Here is a 14,792-nt window from a genome sequence, read left to right on the forward strand (position 1 = left end):
GGCAGGTAATGACCCTTCGCGCCAGGGTTAGCACATGGCGTTTTTGCAATAGTGGCATATGAATTCAACCCTTATCGATTCACTTCTGGCCCGTCGTCGGGCTGTAAGCCCGTGGGCGGGTCTCTACTTTTTACAGTCGCTGCTGATTAACCTCGCGCTCGGCTACCCCTTTAGCTTGCTTTATACTGCGGCGTTTACCTGCCTGTTGCTGCTGCTCTGGCGCTACCTGCCCCGCGGACAAAAAGCACTGCTCGGCATCTGTTCGCTGGTAGCCGCTTTCTATTTTCCCTTTGGCCAGGCTTACGGCGCGCCGAACTTTAATACTCTGCTGGCGCTGCACTCCACCAATATGGAAGAGTCAAGCGAAATCCTGACCATCTTCCCGTGGTATAGCTACCTGACCGGGCTTTTTATTTTCGCGCTGGGTATTATTGCGCTTCGCCGCCAAAAAGAAGAGGTCAGGCCGCGCTGGAATAGCCTTGATAGCCTGTGTCTGCTGATTAGCGTCGCGGCATTTTTCGTCGCGCCGGTACAAAATCTGGCCTGGGGCGGCGTTTTTAAGGTTATTGATACCGGCTATCCGGTTTTTCGCTTCGCCAAAGACGTCATCGTCAATAACAACGAAGTCATTGAAGAGCAGCACCGTATGGCGCAGTTATCCGACATAAAAGATAGCTGGACCGTTACTGCGGTGAAACCCAGATATCACATCTATGTCGTGGTGATTGGTGAAAGCGCGCGACGGGATGCGATGGGCGCTTTCGGCGGCCACTGGGATAATACCCCCTTCTCCAGCCATGTGAATGGCGACTTCTTTATGGATTACATCGCCGCCAGCGGCTCAACGCAAAAATCGCTCGGTTTAACGCTTAATCGCGTGGTGGATAACAAACCGCAGTATCAGGATAACTTCGTCACGCTGGCTAACCGCGCCGGTTTTCAGACATGGTGGTTTTCCAATCAGGGGCAAATCGGCGAATACGACACGGCCATCGCCAGTATTGCCAAACGCGCCGATGAAGCGCATTTCCTGAAAAACGGCGATTTTGAAGCGGATAAAAATACTCGCGACGACGCGCTGTTAACCATGACGGCGCAGGTATTGGCAACAGAACGCACGCAACCGCAGTTGATTGTGTTGCATTTAATGGGGTCACATCCCCAGGCCTGCGACCGTACTCAGGGAAAATACGCGACGTTTGTCCAGTCGAAAGAGACGTCTTGTTATTTATACACAATGACGCAAACCGACGATTTGCTCCGTCAGCTCTATACTCAGCTTCGTCATAGCGGCGACAGTTTTTCGCTCGTCTATTTCTCCGATCACGGGCTGGCGTTTAAAGAACGCGGCAAAGCGGTACAGTACCTGGCGCATGACGACAAATTCCAGCAAAACTTCCAGGTGCCGTTTATGGTGTTATCCAGCGACAGTAAAGCGCACAGGATCATTAAAGCTCGCCGTTCCGCGAACGATTTCCTGACTTTTTTTTCGCAATGGACGGGAATTAGCGCTAAAGAGATCAAAAATCGCTATCGGTTTATTTCGGAACAAAAAGCCGGGCCCGTTTATATCACCAATTTCAAATTACAGAAAGTGGACTATAACCATCTGGGCACCGATATATTTTCACTAAAATAATGTATGTTTCAGGCAAAAAAAATCCGCCCCGAAAGGCGGATTTTTCATTTTCACCGAAATGATTAGAAGCGGTAACCCACGCCAGCAATCCAGGTGCCAACGTCAACGCTACGAATACGGCTCTGCTCGTAAGAGAAGTCCAGCGCAACATTTTCCATCGGGTTGAATTGCAGACCAGCGCCATAGGAGAAGCCATAATCGCTGGTGTCATGTTTGTAGGTTGGGTAGTCGGTAGTCTGGAATTTACCGTAACCCACACCGACCACACCGTAGATGCTCGCCCAATCGTTCAGACGATAAGCCGGGCCGGCAGTGATGCCGTAGTACTGACCTTTGTTGTAATCGCCCGCACCGTTAGTACGATCTTTTTCGGTGTAGGTGAAGGAACCGATTACGCCCAGCGGGTTGTTATCCTGCTCGTAACGATACTTCAGGTTAAAACCGTTCATTTTGTTCGCTACGCCCTGCGCATCGCTCTGAGCGTAACCACCGGTAACGGTAGAAGTAGCAGCTACTGCAGTACCTGCGGAAAAAGCCAGAACAGCGGCCAGTGCTGAAAGACATGCAATTTTTTTCATAACCACCTCAAATGTGCTTCAAGTAAGTCCTAAGTTTTAAATATATCAAAAATTAATGGGAAACTCTTTGCGATTCACGGTGTCTAAGAGCGCCTTTCATGTAACAGAACGTTTCCATACCGCGCTATCTTGTTCAATTAACATCACTTTTCCGGTTGATTGCACCAATAATGCGCGTGCGGCGCGATACATTCATCCAGATTATTCCTAAACTATCAGTCTATTTATCCATCAATTAAAGTTCATTTTATGGAATCCTGGAAATTTTTTTCAACGAATCCTGAACTACCCTGGGGAATTTCCATTACACTGCCACTTTTACTCGTACTGACATTTTTTGACAGGAGAAAGGATGCCGGGGTCGACACGTAAATTACCAGTCTGGTTGCCCATTTTGGTTTTGCTCATTGCCATGTCTTCTATTCAGAGTGGCGCTTCACTGGCAAAATCGTTATTTCCTCTTGTCGGCGCGCCGGGCGTAACGGCGCTTCGTCTGGCGCTGGGAACGCTTATCCTTATCGCCTTTTTCAAACCCTGGCGCTTGCGTTTTGCCAAAGAACAGCGGCTGCCTTTACTGTTTTATGGTCTGTCGCTGGGCGGGATGAACTATCTATTCTATCTGTCGATTCAGACGGTGCCGTTAGGTATTGCAGTCGCGCTGGAGTTCACCGGTCCTCTGGCGGTCGCGCTGTTTTCATCCCGGCGGCCGGTAGATTTTATTTGGGTCGTACTGGCGGTGCTTGGACTGTGGTTTCTGCTGCCATTAGGACAAGATGTGTCTCACGTTGATCTTACCGGGGCGGCGTTAGCGCTCGGCGCTGGCGCGTGCTGGGCTGTCTATATTCTTACCGGCCAGCGGGCAGGCGCGGAACATGGTCCGGCCACGGTAGCGGTAGGCTCGCTGATTGCAGCCCTCATTTTCGTGCCGATTGGCGCAGTTCAGGCTGGCGACGCGCTATGGCACTGGTCGATTCTTCCCTTAGGGTTAGCGGTAGCTGTACTTTCTACGGCGCTACCTTATTCACTGGAAATGATTGCACTGACGCGGCTGCCAACCCGCACTTTCGGTACGCTGATGAGCATGGAACCCGCGCTTGCCGCCGTTTCCGGAATGATTTTTCTGGGCGAAACGCTTACGGGCGTACAAATGATGGCCCTGTGTGCCATCATTGCCGCCTCTATGGGGTCTACCCTAACGATTCGACGCGAACCGCAAATTAAACAGATTGAAGTAAAATAGTTTCTTATTCTGCATGATATGCATAATCATGCAGAATATCACCTCATTATTCACCGTTTATTATCGCTCTATTACTTCGTCATTTTTTGTCATATTTTTCTCATTTTTACATTAAAATGAGAATTATTACCCACCAAACAACACCTTAACATAACCCATTGATTTAAAATTAGAATAAATATTAAACCTTGTCTGTACTATTAAAGTGATAGGTAAATTCAGAAAAGCAAAGTGAAAAACCGGTGCTATACTTACTTTCGTTAATTACCTGGGACACAAACATCAAGAGGATATGAGATTATGAGTACCGCTAAACTGGTAAAAACAAAAGCGTCTAATCTGCTTTATACCCGTAACGATGTATCAGAGAGCGATAAAAAAGCGACGGTTGAGTTGCTTAATCGTCAGGTGATCCAGTTCATTGACCTGTCGCTGATCACAAAACAGGCCCACTGGAACATGCGCGGTGCTAACTTTATTGCCGTACATGAGATGCTGGATGGCTTCCGTACTGCGCTGACCGATCATCTGGATACTATGGCCGAGCGCGCTGTACAGCTTGGCGGCGTGGCGTTAGGCACTACGCAAGTTATCAACAGCAAAACCCCGCTGAAAAGCTATCCGCTCGACATTCATAATGTGCAGGATCACTTAAAAGAACTGGCCGATCGTTACGCCGTTGTAGCTAATGATGTTCGCAAAGCTATCGGTGAAGCCAAAGATGAAGACACTGCCGATATCTTTACCGCCGCATCACGCGACCTCGATAAATTCCTGTGGTTTATCGAATCCAACATCGAATAAACCTATCTCTACCCTGAATAATTCGAGTTGCAGGAAGGTACAAACGCAGCGAATCCCCGGGAGCTTGACTTCCGTCAATGACTGGGGCGAACGCACCTGCAACTTGATGTCTACGGGTAGATAAGTAATCCCTATACCCCTGCCAGGCACAGGGGTTTTGCACTTAAATAGTGCACACTTCTTGTACTCCCCTCCAGCAAAAGTGAATTATTTGTAATAATTACCTCACACAATCGTTAACTAAAGATTGTTTTAACAACAATTTTTACGCTAAATAGACCCTGTGTTTCTACGCTGTTATTCATGCACTAAATCAGTGCCCCAAAACGGTGCAATATACTGGTTTTGCCCGACTTATTGTGCACAGGAATGATTCATGCTTCTGTTAAAACAATGGGTTACAGAATTGGCATGATTTTTTCATTACGCTAAATGTTCTCGCAGGGGATCGCCCTATGGATAGAAAAGGAAATGCTATGAAGTCTCTATTAAAAGTTTCACTGGCTGCACTTACCCTGGCTTTTGCGGTGTCCTCTCATGCCGCGGATAAAAAACTCGTTGTGGCAACCGATACGGCGTTCGTGCCGTTTGAATTTAAACAGGGCGACAAATACGTTGGCTTTGATGTTGATCTGTGGGCCGCTATCGCGAAAGAACTGAAGCTGGACTACACCCTGAAACCGATGGATTTCAGCGGCATTATTCCGGCGTTACAAACCAAAAATATCGATCTGGCGCTGGCGGGTATTACGATTACAGACGAACGTAAAAAAGCGATCGACTTTTCCGATGGCTATTACAAAAGCGGTCTGCTCGTGATGGTTAAAGCCAACAATAACGACATTAAAAGCGTTAAAGACCTGGATGGCAAAGTCGTTGCCGTGAAGAGCGGGACCGGGTCGGTGGATTACGCGAAAGCAAATATCAAAACCAAAGACCTGCGTCAGTTCCCGAACATTGATAACGCGTATATGGAATTAGGCACCAACCGCGCAGACGCCGTTCTGCACGATACGCCGAACATCCTGTACTTTATCAAAACCGCAGGCAACGGACAGTTCAAGCCGGTAGGCGAATCGCTGGAAGCACAGCAATACGGAATTGCCTTCCCGAAAGGTAGCGATGAACTGCGCGAGAAGGTCAACGGTGCGCTGAAAACGCTGCGTGAGAATGGCACCTATAACGAAATCTACAAAAAATGGTTCGGTACAGAACCTAAATAAAACGGCCTGATGTTGGCTTGTGGCCCGGTAGTGAGGACGCTCACCGGGCCTACGGCTCTTTTCCGTGACGGGTAAGACACTTTCACTCCATATCGCGTCGGATAGAGCATTTGACTATTTACACCACGGTAACAGGAACAACATATGCAGTTTGACTGGAGCGCCATCTGGCCCGCCATTCCGCTTTTGCTTGAGGGCGCTAAAATGACCCTGTGGATCTCGGTCCTCGGTCTGGCTGGCGGCCTGGTTATTGGACTGGCGGCAGGTTTTGCCCGTACGTTTGGAGGTTGGTTCGCCAACCACATCGCCCTGGTTTTCATTGAAATTATTCGCGGGACGCCCATCGTTGTCCAGGTGATGTTTATCTACTTTGCGCTGCCGATGGCATTTAATGATTTGCGTATTGATCCATTCAGCGCAGCGGTCGTGACAATTATGATTAATTCCGGCGCTTATATCGCGGAAATTACTCGCGGCGCAGTACTATCCATTCACAAAGGTTTTCGCGAAGCGGGCCTGGCGCTGGGCCTTTCTCGTCGGGAAACCATCCGCCATGTTATTTTACCGCTTGCTCTGCGCCGTATGCTGCCGCCGCTGGGCAACCAGTGGATCATTAGCATCAAAGACACCTCGTTGTTTATTGTTATCGGCGTAGCCGAACTGACCCGTCAGGGCCAGGAAATTATTGCCGGTAACTTTCGCGCCCTGGAAATCTGGAGCGCCGTGGCCGTCTTCTATTTGATCATTACGCTGGTGCTGAGCTTTATTTTGCGTCGTCTTGAAAGAAGGATGAAAATCCTGTGATTGAATTTAAAAACGTCTCCAAGCACTTTGGCCCCACCCAGGTGCTGCATAACATTGATTTAAACATCCGTCAGGGCGAAGTGGTTGTGATCATCGGCCCTTCCGGTTCGGGTAAATCCACGTTATTACGCTGTATCAACAAACTGGAAGAGATCACCTCCGGCGATCTGATTGTCGATGGTCTGAAAGTCAACGATCCTAAAGTAGACGAACGGCTGATTCGCCAGGAAGCCGGCATGGTGTTTCAACAGTTTTATCTGTTCCCGCATCTGACTGCGCTCGAAAACGTTATGTTCGGCCCTTTGCGCGTGCGTGGCGCGAAGAAAGAAGAAGCGGAAAAACAGGCGAAAGCACTGTTAGCGAAAGTTGGACTGGCGGAACGGGCGCACCACTATCCCTCCGAGCTTTCCGGCGGTCAACAACAGCGCGTCGCCATTGCCCGAGCGCTGGCAGTGAAGCCAAAAATGATGCTATTTGACGAGCCAACCTCCGCTCTGGACCCTGAACTGCGCCATGAAGTGCTGAAAGTAATGCAGGATCTGGCGGAAGAAGGCATGACCATGGTCATTGTCACTCACGAAATCGGCTTTGCCGAAAAAGTCGCCTCACGGCTGATTTTCATCGATAAAGGCCGTATTGCCGAAGATGGCAGTCCGCAGGCGTTGATCGAAAACCCGCCAAGCCCACGTTTACAGGAATTTTTACAGCACGTCTCCTGAGATATCGCCCTTCCTGCCCTGTGGCAGGCAGGGCATCATGGAATAGTCCCATTTCATTTTCCCTCCCCTGTGCCATCTATACTTAGTGTTTTGCGTCTCTTTTCTCACTGGAGGAGTCATGCGGTGGACCCTGTTCATCCTGTTTTGTCTACTGGGCGCGCCTGCCCATGCGGTCACCATACCCGGCGTGACCACAGGGACATCAACCAGCCAGCAAACAACACCAGAGCCCAGCCCTGAACAAAAAAAAGCGGCCTATGCGGCCCTGGCTGACGTACTGGAAAACGAGGCTTCACGTAACGAATTGATAGCGCAACTACGCGAAGCCTCAACCACGCCGCCGACCGAACCGGCGCCAGCGCTTGCGCCGCCTGCGGCCAAAGATGAGAAAACGGTACTGGAGAACGTCACCACCATCACCCGCCAGTACGGCGACGCTTTCGCCACCCGTTTCGCCCAGCTTTATCGCAACATCACCGATGCACCGCACAAGCCGTTTAACTCGCAGACCTTCACTAATGCGTTAACCCACTTTTTATTTCTGGCAGTCGCAGTATTTGGTTTTTATAGCGTGATACGGCTTTGCGCCCTGCCGTTATATCGAAAAATGGGTCTGTGGGCGCGCAAGAAAAACCGTGAACGCAGCAACTGGCTACAGCTCCCGGCGATGATCGTCGGCGCGTTTATTATCGACCTCCTGCTACTGGCGCTCACATTATTTATCGGTCAGATGCTCAGTGATAATTTCCATGCCGGAAGTCGAACTATCGCTTTTCAGCAAAGCCTGTTCCTGAATGCCTTCGCACTGATAGAGTTCTTTAAAGCGATTCTGCGGCTTATTTTTTGCCCTAATGTACCGGAATTACGTCCATTCACGATTCAGGACGCGACAGCGCGTTACTGGAATCGCCGTATGAGTTCGCTTAGCAGTTTGATTGGCTATGGGCTAATTGTTGCCGTTCCGATTATTTCCAACCAGGTGAATGTTCAGGTTGGCGCGATGGCTAATGTGGCGATCATGCTCTGCATCACTATCTGGGCGCTGTACCTGATCTTTAAAAACAAAGCTGAGATTACGCAGCATTTGTTAAGTCTGGCGGAACGATCGTTAGCCTTTTTTAGTCTGTTTATCCGCGCCTTCGCGCTGGTGTGGCACTGGCTGGCCAGCGCTTACTTTATCGTGCTGTTTTTCTTCTCGTTATTCGATCCCGGCAATAGCCTGAAGTTTATGATGGGCGCGACCGTCCGCAGTCTGGCGATTATTGGTATCGCGGCGTTTATCTCCGGTATGTTTACCCGCTGGATAGCGAAAACCATCACCCTGTCGCCCCATACGCAACGCAATTACCCGGAATTACAAAAGCGGCTTAACGGCTGGCTCTCCTCGGCGCTAAAAGTCGCACGCTTTCTGACCGTCTGCGTCGCCGTCATGCTGTTGCTCAACGCCTGGGGGCTATTCGATTTCTGGCACTGGCTACATTATGGCGCGGGGGAAAAGATGGTCGATATCCTCATCCGTATCGCGTTAATCTTATTCTTCTCTGCCGTGGGATGGACGATTCTCGCCAGTCTGATTGAGAATCGCCTGGCCTCCGATATTCACGGTCGCCCGCTGCCCAGCGCCCGCACGCGCACGCTGCTGACGCTGTTTCGCAATGCGCTGGCGGTGATTATCAGCACCATAACCATCATGATCGTGTTATCGGAAATCGGCGTCAATATCGCGCCATTGCTGGCTGGCGCGGGGGCGTTAGGTCTGGCGATCTCTTTCGGTTCGCAAACCCTGGTGAAAGATATTATTACCGGCGTCTTTATCCAGTTTGAAAACGGGATGAATACCGGCGACTTAGTCACCATAGGCCCACTGACGGGGACGGTCGAAAGAATGTCGATTCGTTCCGTCGGCGTGCGGCAGGATACCGGGGCATACCATATTATCCCGTGGTCCTCGATCACCACTTTCGCCAACTTTGTGCGGGGTATCGGCTCTGTTGTCGCCAACTATGACGTGGATCGCCATGAGGATGCGGATAAAGCGAATCAGGCGCTGAAAGACGCGGTAACGGCGCTGATGCAGACGGAGGATATTCGCGGGCTGATTATCGGTGAACCCACATTCGCCGGTATTGTCGGTTTAACGAACACGGCGTTTACTTTACGCGTATCGTTCACCACCCTACCGCTCAAGCAGTGGACGGTGCGTTTTGCCCTTGATAGCCAGGTGAAAAAGCATTTTGATCTGGCCAATGTTCGCGCGCCGGTACAAACGTATCAGGTTCTGCCCGCCCCCGCTGGCGGCCCGTCGCCTGATTCTCTGCCGCCGCGCGAACCGACGATTTAGCGTTTACGGGTGATAAAACGGCGACGCTGGTCGTCATCCATAAAGGTCCAGGCAATAAAGCGGCTTTGCTTTTGCCCCTGGGCCATCTCTTTTTTCACCACTTTCACCGCGCCAGCCTCCGTCAACGCCCGGTAAAGCGGCGGTAAATTCTCGCCACGCGACACCAACGTCGTAAACCACAACACCTGACGGCGGAAGGCTTGGCTTTCAGCAATCATTTTTTTAATAAAAGCGACTTCGCCGCCTTCACACCATAGCTCCTGCTGTTGACCGCCAAAGTTCAGCGCATCATCTTTATTCTGCCCCAAATTGCGGCGCTTACGCTCGCTGCCCGCGCGGGCTGCGGCGGCGGAGTCGTGAAAAGGCGGGTTACAAAGCGTTGCGTCAAAAGATTCATTTTTATGAATGATACCGGTAAAAATGGCCGCCGGATCTTTTTGCCGACGCAGACGAATCGCGCGGCTTAACCCCGCATTTGCCTGAATGATAGCCTGCGCGCTGGACATCGCTGCGTCGCTGACTTCACTACCGGTAAATCGCCAGCCATATTCATGTACGCCAATAAGCGGATAAATACAGTTAGCGCCCACGCCCACGTCCAGAATGGTTGCCTGCGCCGGAATACTCCCTGTCGTTTCACCAAGCAGATCCGCCAGATGGTGAATATAATCCGCACGACCAGGCACCGGCGGACATAAAAACCCTTGAGGAATGTCCCAGTGTGTGACGGCATAAAAATGCGCCAGCAATGCCTTATTGAGCGCTTTTACCGCTTGCGGATTAGCAAAATCAACGCTCTGTTCACCTGCGGGCGTGCGGGTAAGAAAGGAGGTCAATTCCGGCGTGGTCTGACACAGTGCGGCGAGATCATAACGGTGTTGATGGCGGTTGCGCGGGTGTAACCCGGTTTCTGGGCGGACATGGCATTCTCCTTTTAGCAGCGGCGTAAGATACCCGTATAACGCCACGGGGTAAATATACCACCGCGAATTCCCTGTCTCGCTCGATTTATCGGATACCTGAATATCATTGGCTCTGCTCATGGTCTGAAAAGGTCGTGCGATGCGATTTTTTCGCCTGACGGCGCTACACTTAACCTCAGGCACCCTACAATCAGGAGAGCGTGATGGCATCCGGCTGGGCAAATGACGACGCAGTGAATGAACAAATCAACAATACCATTGAAGATGCCGTTGCCCGCGCTCGCGGCGAACTTCCGCACGGCGAAAGTCTCGATGAATGCGAATCTTGCGGCGACCCTATCCCTGAAGCGCGGCGTAAAGCCGTACCGGGCGTTCGGTTATGTCTATCCTGCCAGCAGGAGAAAGATTTACATAACGCAACATTTTCAGGATATAATCGCAGAGGTTCAAAAGACAGCCAGTTACGCTAACCTTTCTTTACCTAAACCGCCAGTATTATCCATTCCTTTACGCTCATGCTTTTTAGCGTTCTGCATCGCAGAATGTGCCGTTAACCTCGGCTCTGTAAAGCCAGATGACAAGAACGGTAAATTCCACCGTTGAATTAATTAATAATCAATAGGTTATTTGTCATTCAAAAATTTTGAGCAAGGACGTCAATTCTATTCGATTTTATCTTTCGCAAAAAACCGTGATACTCATCACATCGACGAAACAACGTCCCATAAACAGAATAACCTGCGAGAGATGAACCATGAAAACCATTAAATATGCTGTTGCAGCCATCGCGCTTTCCACCCTTTCTTTTGGCGCTTTTGCCGCAGAACCGGTTAGCGCGTCTCAGACGCAAAACCTGCATAAAATCGGCGTAGTTTCTGCCGACGGCGCCACCACGCTGGATGGCCTGGAGGCTAAACTGGCCGAAAAAGCCGCTGCTGCTGGCGCAAGCGCTTATAACATCACCTCCGCCGTGGGTAATGCCAAAATGAGCGGTACTGCGGTGATTTATAAATGATTTACCTGCCCGCCAGATTTCAGGCTGTAACATCGCTGTTGTTTGGATTCTGACGGGTATTACCTTCGTCTGCTTGCCAACAGACCCACTGCTCCAACCCTCATTAACCCTGTTTGTTACCCTTATTTGCCCGTCCGCCACTGGACGGGCTTTTTTTATTCGCTAAAAGTCTGTTCGACTCGCGCAAGCCCGTCTTCTAACGTCGCCGCCTCTCCCGTCGCAACCAGACAACAGGCCATTTGCGTTTTTAATGATTGCGGCACCGGCTCGCGTCCGGCAACGCAGCGCTCAATCCAGCGCGCGGTGATTTCAGGATCTTTATTCGCAGGCAGTGAAAACGGCTCGTCGTGCGTGTCGCTCTGACGCTCATGTAGTACCTGCACGCCGCGGCTATCAATCAGGCTGATTTGCGGACAGCGTTGCGGGTTGGCATAGACTTCGCCTTCGGTGCCATGCATCAGCAAAGCCCGCCCGCCAATGCGGCTAAAAAAGGTCGCCACACGCGGTACATATTCAGGATGAGAAACGCTTGATAAACGCAGCGCGGCATCCTCAGCAAACGGCGTCGCCAGTTTGGCCAGTGAATGCGCGCTGTTGCGCACGCCCATCCGCCAGCGCATCGCCAACTGTTTTTCCAGCGGCGGGCAGAGCGCGCTCACCGGGATAAACACCGGCTGGTGTCCGTCCAGTTTGGCCTGCGCTTGTCCGCCGTGTAGGGTGGGTACAATCCCCATCAGCTCAAATAGAGTTTCCGTCAGTACGCGGGTCGGATCTTCACTGACGCCGTGCACTACGACTGGAAAGCCCAACTTATGCAGCAGGATGGCCAGCAGCGGCGTTAAATTCGCCTGTTTACGCGCGCCGTTATAGCTGGGAATAACAATCGGCAGCGGCTTATCCGCAGGCGGTGTCAGTTTGATGGTATGATTCTGCATGGCTTCATAAAAGCCCAGCATTTCGGCTCCGCCTTCGCCTTTAATACGCAGCGCCATCAATATGCTGCCCATTTCCAGGTCGGGGACGTCGCCATTCAGTATTCGGGTATACAAACCGCGCGCGGTATCCAGATCCAGATCGCGGGCGTGATTTTTACCTCGCCCGATCTCTTTGATGATCTTGCGATAATCCATTGAAAGCTCCTTAAAGTGTGCTCACAGCATTAACGCCGTCGGCGGCGTGCAGGTTTTGCTTTTGGTTTTACTATAACGTCTGGCACGGCAGGCTGCTCTATCGGAAAAACAGGTAAGGCATTCAATAAACGCTGTCCGTAGTTTTTGGTCAACAAACGCTTATCATAAATGACCACTTCTCCCCGACAGGCGTGGCTACGGATCAATCGCCCTACCTGCTGAATTAAATTAAAAGACGCGCTTGGTAAGCTTTGTACCTCAAACGGATAACGATTCAGGCTTTTTAGCCATTCGCCTTCAGTGATCACGACCGGGCTGTCGATCGGCGGGAAGGCAATTTTATGGATATGGACCTGCGTCAGTAGCTCGCCTTTAAGATCCAGCCCTTCGGCAAAAGACTGAAGCCCAACCAGCACGCTGCGTTCGCCGTTCTCCACCCGTTTACGGTGCAGCTCCACCAGCCGGTAACGCGGCTGATCACCCTGGACTAAGAGGAGTAAGCGCACATCAGCGACATGCTCCAGAAAACGCTGCATCGCCCGCCCGCTGGCGAATAGCACCAGCATACCATGATGTTTTTTGCTCTCCAGTTGCTCGCGAAAATAGGCCGCCATTTCGGCAATATGCTGTTCTTCGTTATCAATGGTGGGTTCGTAGCGCATTTGAGGAATCACCAGTTTCCCCTGCTCCACATGATTAAACGGCGAATCCAGCGCCACAAAGCGGTCGCCGGCTTTTTCTTTTAAGCCGCTCATTTCTTGCAGGCGCGAAAAGCTATTAAGCGAGCGCAGCGTCGCCGAGGTGACAATAATGTGCGGTACGCTGCGCCATAACAATCTTTCCAGCTGATCGCTGACGCGGATACCGACACAATGGAACCAGACGTGGAGCTGCCCTTCGCGTATTTCGCGCGTCGCCCATTTGGACACCGGCGCGCCTGAAGACTGCGCCATCGAAGCCAGCCGCCATAATTTACTTTGCGCCTCGAACATTCCCAGCGCCCGGTTCATCTGTAAAATCACCCGATGCAAACGCACAATATCGTGCGACCCGGTTTTTTCGCTGAGATCGTTGAGAAAGGATTCCGCCAGCCCACGCAGCGTTTCGGTCAACTTCGCCAGCCGCTGGCAGATTTCCATGACCTCATCTGGCAACTCGCCCATTGCAAAACGGTGCTCCGCCTCCTGCGCTGCGGGCATATACAGATTAAGAATGGCATTGAGCGAGGCGATCAGTTCGTATACCTCCTCACAATGGGCGTTAAGTCGCTCAGGGTTCGCTAACGGCGGCGTGGTTTTAGGACGAAATTGCTCCATGCAGGTCGCCACCAGTTTGCTGAACAGATCCAGTTGCAGGCGATACCAGGAGGCGGTAATTTCCGCGCTCATCTCCAGCGCGTCGCGAGCGACATCGGGCAGATGATGACCTTCATCCAGTACTAACAGCAGATGCTTTGGTTCCGGTAGTACGGCTTCGCTTTCCATCGCCGCCATTACCAACGCGTGATTCGCCACCACGACTTCTGCTTCCTGTATTTCACGTCGGGCGACAAAGAATGGACATTCGCGGTAATAGTGACAGTTGCGGTTCAGACAACTGGCTTTATCGGTACTTAATCGCCGCCACAGATCGTCGGCAATAGCAATGTCGGTATGATCCCGCAGACCATCCCATTTATAACCGTCAAGATCCCCTTTCAGCCTGGCGCAGCGCTTTTGTTCTTCCTGATTGTTAGGCGTCAGTTCGTCATCAAGAAAGGCGAGCAGATCCTGCTGCGTAGGCTCGCTACTGGCGAGCGCCGCCAGGTTTCGCGGACACACGTAACGCCCGCGGCCAAAGGCGGCGGTAAAGCGCAGATCGGGGATGATTTTTCGTAGCAGCGGCAAATCTTTGCTAAAGATCTGATCCTGTAACGCCACGTTAGCGGTACTGACCACCAGCGTTTTTTGCTCTTCCCGGGCAATGGCGATACCGGGAATAAGATAGGAAAGGGTTTTCCCGACGCCGGTCGGCGCTTCAATAGCCAGATGTCTCCCTTCTTCCCCGGCCAGCGTTCTGGCAACGTCAGCAATCATCTGCCGCTGCGGCGCACGGGGAATAAAGTCGGGAATCTGTTCCTGAAGCGCCTTATACCAGGCGGCGATTTGCGCTTTCAGCGCAGCGGTCAATGCCATGAGAAAACCTGAAGTACTGTATAAATAGCCACTATTGTGTCACATTTCAGGGGCGGGAAGTACCTTTTTTGCCGGTTCTGGAATACGGCTCACAATGCCGCTTTAATCTGCCGGATGGCGGCGGCAAGCGCCTTATCCGCCTACGCCGCGTATTACGCAGGCCCGGTAAGCGTTGCGCCACCGGGCATGTTGCCGGATAAAA

Annotated in this window: 13 protein-coding genes and 1 pseudogene; 10 read left to right on the plus strand and 4 right to left on the minus strand. The window is 51.5% G+C overall.

Annotated elements, in window-relative coordinates; translation table 11 throughout:
• Nucleotides 1-58 precede the first annotated feature (58 nt).
• On the plus strand, nt 59-1,639 hold the full coding sequence (locus ACE15A_RS14995) for a phosphoethanolamine transferase (RefSeq protein WP_053510068.1): 1,581 nt from the start codon (nt 59-61) through the stop codon (nt 1,637-1,639).
• Nucleotides 1,640-1,701: 62 nt separating this feature from the next.
• Here ACE15A_RS14995 and ompX read toward each other — a convergent pair whose 3' ends face one another.
• Nucleotides 1,702-2,217 (minus strand): outer membrane protein OmpX, encoded by a 516-nt coding sequence (ompX, locus tag ACE15A_RS15000; protein ID WP_023246506.1) that lies wholly within the window; start codon nt 2,215-2,217, stop codon nt 1,702-1,704.
• A 352-nt stretch (nt 2,218-2,569) separates the two neighbouring features.
• Here ompX and rhtA point away from each other — a divergent pair, with 352 nt between their 5' ends.
• From rhtA to ybiO, 6 genes are all read left to right on the plus strand, one after another.
• Nucleotides 2,570-3,457 (plus strand): threonine/homoserine exporter RhtA, encoded by an 888-nt coding sequence (rhtA, locus tag ACE15A_RS15005; RefSeq protein ID WP_023246505.1) that lies wholly within the window; start codon nt 2,570-2,572, stop codon nt 3,455-3,457.
• Nucleotides 3,458-3,757: 300 nt separating this feature from the next.
• Nucleotides 3,758-4,261 (plus strand): DNA starvation/stationary phase protection protein Dps, encoded by a 504-nt coding sequence (gene dps / locus ACE15A_RS15010; protein ID WP_000100805.1) that lies wholly within the window; start codon nt 3,758-3,760, stop codon nt 4,259-4,261.
• A gap of 476 nt (nt 4,262-4,737) precedes the next feature.
• Nucleotides 4,738-5,484: a glutamine ABC transporter substrate-binding protein GlnH gene (gene glnH / locus ACE15A_RS15015; RefSeq protein WP_000838670.1), complete on the plus strand. Its 747-nt coding sequence runs from the start codon at nt 4,738-4,740 to the stop codon at nt 5,482-5,484.
• Between the two features lie 144 nt (nt 5,485-5,628).
• The gene (gene glnP / locus ACE15A_RS15020; protein WP_001159076.1) at nt 5,629-6,288 is read left to right on the plus strand and encodes a glutamine ABC transporter permease GlnP; all 660 of its coding nucleotides are present in this window, start codon (nt 5,629-5,631) and stop codon (nt 6,286-6,288) included.
• The gene (gene glnQ, locus ACE15A_RS15025; protein WP_023246504.1) at nt 6,285-7,007 is read left to right on the plus strand and encodes a glutamine ABC transporter ATP-binding protein GlnQ; all 723 of its coding nucleotides are present in this window, start codon (nt 6,285-6,287) and stop codon (nt 7,005-7,007) included. The genes glnP and glnQ overlap by 4 nt, the downstream gene beginning before the upstream one ends.
• 118 nt (nt 7,008-7,125) lie before the next feature.
• Nucleotides 7,126-9,348: a mechanosensitive channel protein gene (gene ybiO, locus ACE15A_RS15030; RefSeq protein WP_053510069.1), complete on the plus strand. Its 2,223-nt coding sequence runs from the start codon at nt 7,126-7,128 to the stop codon at nt 9,346-9,348.
• On the opposite strand, the pseudogene rlmF reads toward ybiO, so the two are convergent.
• Nucleotides 9,345-10,270, minus strand: a pseudogene (rlmF, locus tag ACE15A_RS15035) (23S rRNA (adenine(1618)-N(6))-methyltransferase RlmF). The gene ybiO and the pseudogene rlmF sit on opposite strands and share 4 nt — an antisense overlap.
• Nucleotides 10,271-10,474: 204 nt before the next feature.
• Here rlmF and ACE15A_RS15040 point away from each other — a divergent pair.
• Nucleotides 10,475-10,741: a DksA/TraR family C4-type zinc finger protein gene (locus tag ACE15A_RS15040; protein ID WP_053510071.1), complete on the plus strand. Its 267-nt coding sequence runs from the start codon at nt 10,475-10,477 to the stop codon at nt 10,739-10,741.
• 284 nt (nt 10,742-11,025) lie between these two features.
• A complete protein-coding gene (gene ybiJ / locus ACE15A_RS15045; RefSeq protein ID WP_053510073.1) occupies nt 11,026-11,286 on the plus strand; it encodes a DUF1471 family protein YbiJ in 261 nt (86 codons plus the stop codon).
• A 155-nt stretch (nt 11,287-11,441) separates the two neighbouring features.
• Here ybiJ and ybiB read toward each other — a convergent pair whose 3' ends face one another.
• Entirely contained in the window at nt 11,442-12,416 is a 975-nt protein-coding gene (gene ybiB / locus ACE15A_RS15050) for a DNA-binding protein YbiB (RefSeq protein ID WP_053510075.1), read from the minus strand.
• Between the two features lie 29 nt (nt 12,417-12,445).
• Entirely contained in the window at nt 12,446-14,590 is a 2,145-nt protein-coding gene (dinG, locus tag ACE15A_RS15055; RefSeq protein ID WP_064055746.1) for an ATP-dependent DNA helicase DinG, read from the minus strand.
• Between the two features lie 68 nt (nt 14,591-14,658).
• On the opposite strand from dinG, the gene ACE15A_RS15060 reads away from it, so the two are divergent.
• Nucleotides 14,659-14,790 carry a hypothetical protein gene (locus ACE15A_RS15060; protein WP_254893416.1) on the plus strand — a complete coding sequence of 44 codons (132 nt, stop codon included), beginning with the start codon at nt 14,659-14,661 and terminating at the stop codon, nt 14,788-14,790.
• The last annotated feature ends 2 nt before the right edge of the window (nt 14,791-14,792 follow it).

The sequence above is a fragment of the Salmonella sp. HY31 genome (genome assembly GCF_042604575.1).
GTDB lineage: Bacteria > Pseudomonadota > Gammaproteobacteria > Enterobacterales > Enterobacteriaceae > Salmonella > Salmonella diarizonae.